Source organism: Neobacillus rhizosphaerae, from assembly GCF_050477885.1.
In the GTDB taxonomy this organism is placed as follows: Bacteria; Bacillota; Bacilli; order Bacillales; family Cytobacillaceae; genus Neobacillus; species Neobacillus rhizosphaerae_A.
Genome location: NZ_JBCNAC010000200.1, coordinates 1 through 4542, shown reverse-complemented (window position 1 = coordinate 4542; position 4542 = coordinate 1). Strand labels below are relative to the sequence as shown.

The following is a 4542-nucleotide window of genomic DNA, read 5'->3' as shown; positions in this document are numbered from 1 at the left end:
GATGTTGTAGCAGATGAAACTACTAAAGATGCAGCAGATGTAGTAACTGATGATGCAACTGAAGAAGTAAAAGCAGAAGAAACTACTGAAAAAGTAAACCCATCTGCAGCTAACAAAGCAAAGTCTCAAGCAAGCGCGCATGCAAGTGAAACAGCAAAATTACATGCTGCACCAAACTCAGCAGTATTAGCTGGTCAAAAAGAAGAGTCAACAGAAGTTGTAACTGAGCAACCAGCAGAAGAGTCAACAGAAGTTGTAACTGAACAACCGGCTGAAGAAACAACAGCTGTTGAAACAGAAGGTACAACTGAAGAAGAAGCAACTGTAGAAGAAGAAGATGCAACAGAAGAAGCAGCGGTTGTTGAAGCTGACGATGCTACTGAAGAAGCGACAGATGTTGTAGCAGATGAAACTACTGAAGAAGCGACAGATGTTGTAGCAGATGAAACAACAGAAGATGCAGCAGATGTAGTATCTGATGATGCAACTGAAGAAGTAAAAGCAGAAGAAACTACTGAAAAAGTAAACCCATCTGCAGCTAACAAAGCAAAGTCTCAAGCAAGCGCACATGCAAGTGAAACAGCAAAATTACATGCAGCACCAAACTCTGCGGTATTAGCTGGTCAAAAAGAAGAGTCAACAGAAGTTGTAACTGAGCAACCAGCAGAAGAGTCAACAGAAGTTGTAACTGAACAACCGGCTGAAGAAACAACAGCTGTTGAAACAGAAGGTACAACTGAAGAAACTGCAACTGTGGAAGCTGAAGGTACAACAGATGAAACAACAGCAGTAGAAGCTGAGGGTACAACTGAAGAAACTACCACAGTTGAAGCAGAAGATAAAACAGAAGAAGCAGCAACAGTTGAAACAGACGAAACTACTAAAGAAGCAACAAAAGTAGTGAGCCCATCTGAAACAATTGAAAATGCAAAACTAGACTCTGCAGTCAATTCTTTAGTATTATTCGTGAAAAAGTTGATGCAGTTGTTATCGTTGAAGTGGTAATAGATTCAACATTGCAGAAGTTGTAGCTTACAACGAAGTAACGTTCAAGCTGATACAAAAGAATTAGCTAGATTGAAGAGAAACCGAGGAAATTTTCCTCGGTTTTTTGTATTTTCCATACACAATACCCTTTTAATCCAGAAGGGAAACATATTTCTATTGTCGAAATAAAAGAAGGTGAAGATTAATTTAATTGGAGGCAGCGATGATGGCAGGTAGAGGAGTCGAATCAAAGGATTTATATGAATTGAAATCTGTGGTGAATCCACAATTTTCTCCGGATGGTCAATCGTTCGTTTATGTGCAAACAACCATTGATCAGGAAATGGATGAATATCAATCACAAATTTTTTACCAGACAATTGAAAAAGATGTACAGCCGGTTCAATGGACGTATGGAAAAGGGAAAAATCATTCGCCTCGTTGGTCCCCGAATGGAAGAGAGCTTGCGTTTGTCTCCAACCGAAGCGGAAAAAACCAGATTCATATTCTAAGTGCCAGTGGTGGAGAGGCAAGGCAACTAACGTTTCTCCCAAGTGGGGCAATCAACCCTGTCTGGTCGCCTGACAGTAACACGATCGCTTTTACTACATCCATCAAATCAGAGCAAAGTATTTTTGATAAAAAAGAAGAGAAAAAGCAAGAAAAGCCGGTACCGCTTGAAGTGACGAACATGCGTTATAAATCAGATGCCAGCGGTTTTTGGCAGGGGGACTTCAAGCAGGTTGTAACGGTTGATGTGAAAAACGGAGAATTAACGCAGCTTACCGATGGCGAACGTGATGTTTCACTCTATGCCTGGTCACCGGATGGGAAGTATCTCGCGGTTGGTGCTGATTTAGCAGAGGACGCGGATGCCTCATTTATCTATGATGTTTTTCTATTTGACATTAGTAAAAAGGAATTCTTCTCTGTGACGGATTCTACTGGCTTCTTTGGTAGTGCCACTTTTTCACCGGATGGCAATTATCTTGGGATGCTCGGACATAAACGGGAATTTGAGAATGCCACGCATACGAAAATCTGGGTTTATTCCTTCCAAAAAAAGGAGATGAAGTGCGTAACAACTGATAGGAATCTACTAGTGGGCGATTTTATGACGGGAGACTTCCACCAGGGCGCGACTTCCCCGGGGGTGTTGTGGAACAGTGATAGCAATGGATTCTATTTTGTAGCGTCGGAAAAAGGAAATACCAACTTCTACTATAGCAATTTACATGGTGGCATCGATCCTGTGCTTGTCGGTGAGCAGCATGTATACGGTTATTCTATTCATTCTGAATCCAAAAAGGCGCTAGCTGCGATTAGCCGGCCGACTGAAATTGGCGACTTGTACCTGTTCAGTCTTACAGGAAAAGAAGGCACGCTAGAAAAGCGAACAAATGTGAACGAGGCATTCTTATACGAAACGACCCTGTCGCAACCTGAACCCATTGTGTTTGAAGGGGCAAACGGATGGAAGGTTCATGGATGGTTGATGAAGCCGGTTGGTTTTGAAAAAGGTAAGAAATATCCGTTATTACTTGAAATTCATGGCGGTCCGCATATGATGTACGGAAATACCTATATGAATGAGTTTCAAATTTTAGCGGCAAAAGGCTATGCAGTCTTATACGTGAATCCGAGAGGCAGCCATGGATATAGCCAAGAATTCGTTGATGCCGTTCGAGGTGATTATGGAGGTAATGATTACCAGGATCTCATGCTTGCCGTAGATCATGTATTGGCAACGTATGATTTTATTGATGCTACTCGACTCGGTGTGACTGGCGGAAGCTATGGCGGCTTTATGACAAACTGGATTGTCGGCCATACCGACCGATTTAAAGCGGCGGTAACACAGCGGTCTATCTCGAATTGGATTAGCTTTTATGGGGTCAGTGATATCGGCTATTATTTCACAGAGTGGCAGATAGATGGAGATTTTCGCGATATTCAAAAACTTTGGAAGCACTCTCCTCTTGCCTATGTTGAAAATGTAGATACCCCGCTATTAATCTTGCATAGTGAGAAGGATTTCCGCTGTCCGATTGAACAGGCCGAGCAACTATTTATCGCCTTAAAACGATTAGGCAAGAAAACGAAATTCATTAGATTCCCGGAAGAAAACCATGAGCTTTCAAGAAGCGGAAAACCAAACCTCCGAAAAAGCCGGTTGGATTATATCGTCGGATGGCTTGAGGAAAATCTCTAATAAACACAAAAAAGCCGTAATCTTTGAGATTACGGCTCTTATTTATAAATAAATACTTAAGGAGCGAGAATTGTACAAAACGAAGTGAGAATCATTATTCTTATCAACATATCTAGCATGAACAACCACTCCTTTAGGAATTGATTGATTACAAGACTAATTATATAGTCCGTTTATTGAGTTTGTATATGAGAATTGTAAATTAATTGTTAATTAATTGGTGGTAAATATATGAAGTATAAGGTTAATATTGGTAAAAAATACTTGAAAAAGAACATGCTCTCATTTACGCTAAATAGGATTATGTTCCTATTGTAGGAATGCTTGAAGGGGGAAAAAGAGCGGCAGCATTTTAGTCATTTCCATCCTGTTCATCGCCTATTTAGCCTCCAGAATCTATGTAAAGGGTGTTATGGTCTATGGAGAGAAGTTCAAATGGGCTCATTTGAAAGTGATGTTTGCAATAGAAGCATTAAATTAAACCATTAATAATGAATATCAAGGGGCGTAATTCTACTCAGAATTACAGTCCCTTTTTTAAAAAAGGGGCGCAAGTATAATGAAAAAAACAGCCGTTCTATTATACCCACAATTTAGCGAGTATGAACTTAGTGTCGCGTTATCGATCTTGATGCAGGGAGAGAAACCAGTTATCATTGTCGGGCTAAATCATGAGCCCATTAGAGGGGAAGCGGGACTGACCGTTGTACCTGACATGACCATTGAAGAGGTAAACCTCGAAGATATCGATAGCCTATTGTTAACAGGGTGTATGGATATTTTTGCATTAAAGGACGAAACAAGACTATTTGAGTTTTTAAGTCTGCTAGAAAAGAATGTATCTGTGATTGCAAGCATTTCAAGTTCTCCGTTCCTTTTGGCAAAAGCAGGTTTATTAAAGGGGAAAAAATATACCGTTGGGATGACGGAAGAGGCTAGGATCCTTTCGGGGGTTTTTGAAAGTGACAATTATTCAGATGAGCTGGTTGTTCAGGATGGGAAGTTGATCACTGCAAGAGGAAGAGGCTTTATCAGATTTGGCAAGATGTTAGGGGAGGCATTGAACCTCTCCTTTGATGAGCGATGGTATCAGGAATAGAAAAAGAGCTTGGGGGTACCAAGCTCTTTTTCTAATGTCTACGTGCCCGAAGATGGTGGAAAAAGGATCGACGGGTAACGTAGAAGGAGTCTACGTGCCCGAAGAAGGTGGAAAAAGGAGCGACGGGTAACGTAGAACGTGTCTACGTGCCCGAAGAAGGTGGAAAAAGAAGTGGCGGGTAACGTAGAAGGAGTCTACGTGCCCGAAGAAGGTGGAAAAAGAAGTGGCGGGTAACGTAGAAGGG

At 41.3% G+C, this 4542-nt stretch carries 3 protein-coding genes; all 3 read left to right on the top strand.

Going from position 1 to position 4542, the window contains the following annotated elements; translation table 11 throughout:
• The coding region (locus ABES03_RS25460; protein WP_430121976.1) for a hypothetical protein at window positions 1-1005 on the top strand (1005 nt) is incomplete at its 5' end.
• 205 nt (window positions 1006-1210) lie between these two features.
• Window positions 1211-3199 (top strand): prolyl oligopeptidase family serine peptidase, encoded by a 1989-nt coding sequence (locus ABES03_RS25455; protein ID WP_430121974.1) that lies wholly within the window; start codon window positions 1211-1213, stop codon window positions 3197-3199.
• Between the two features lie 559 nt (window positions 3200-3758).
• Window positions 3759-4298: a DJ-1/PfpI family protein gene (locus ABES03_RS25450; protein ID WP_430121972.1), complete on the top strand. Its 540-nt coding sequence runs from the start codon at window positions 3759-3761 to the stop codon at window positions 4296-4298.
• Window positions 4299-4542: the final 244 nt, after the last annotated feature.

Excerpts from the sequence above, each read along its gene's own strand:
- ABES03_RS25455 (WP_430121974.1), top strand. The coding sequence starts at position 1,211 with ATGATGGCAGGTAGAGGAGTCGAATCAAAGGATTTATATGAATTGAAA.
- ABES03_RS25450 (WP_430121972.1), top strand. The coding sequence starts at position 3,759 with ATGAAAAAAACAGCCGTTCTATTATACCCACAATTTAGCGAGTATGAA.